The 600-nt window shown below is 52.0% G+C and carries 1 protein-coding gene; it reads left to right on the forward strand.

Annotated elements, in window-relative coordinates; all coding sequences use genetic code 11:
* A partial coding sequence (pssA, locus tag ACQY8X_RS21075; protein WP_428037087.1) for a CDP-diacylglycerol--serine O-phosphatidyltransferase occupies positions 1–600 on the forward strand: 600 nt, incomplete at both ends.

A 600-nucleotide genomic window follows, 5' to 3' on the forward strand; every position in this document is an offset into this window, starting at 1 on the left:
CCCACAGGTAAACAAACCGGAACCATCTGAACAGCCGGATCAGGAACAACCTTGCCAGGATCAGGCAAGTCCTAAACCAAGGAGCAGAGGGATCTATCTACTGCCTAACCTGTTTACGACAGGTGCACTGTTCTGTGGTTTCTATGCGGTAGTGGCGGGTATGAACGGTGCTTTTGAAAATGCAGCCATTGCCATCTTCGTAGCGATGGTACTGGATGGTCTGGATGGCCGTGTCGCACGTCTGACGAATACTCAGAGTGCGTTTGGTGCGGAGTATGACTCGCTATCCGACATGGTTTCCTTCGGTGTTGCGCCGGCATTGGTCACTTTTAGCTGGGCGCTCAGCGGTGCGGGTAAATTTGGCTGGTTCTGTGCCTTCATCTATGTGGCGGGTGCAGCCTTACGATTAGCACGCTTCAATACGCAGATAGGCTCTGTGGATAAGCGATATTTTATGGGCTTACCAAGTCCTGCGGCAGCCGCGTCGGTTGCAGGGTTGGTCTGGGCCTGCGTAGAGTTTGATATTGATGTCAGCCATCTGGTCTATCCGATCGCTATCTATGTCGCGTTAGTAGGCGTATTGATGGTGAGTAATGTGTT

The sequence above is a fragment of the Amphritea sp. genome, from assembly GCF_050300915.1.
Classification (GTDB): Bacteria; Pseudomonadota; Gammaproteobacteria; order Pseudomonadales; family Balneatricaceae; genus Amphritea.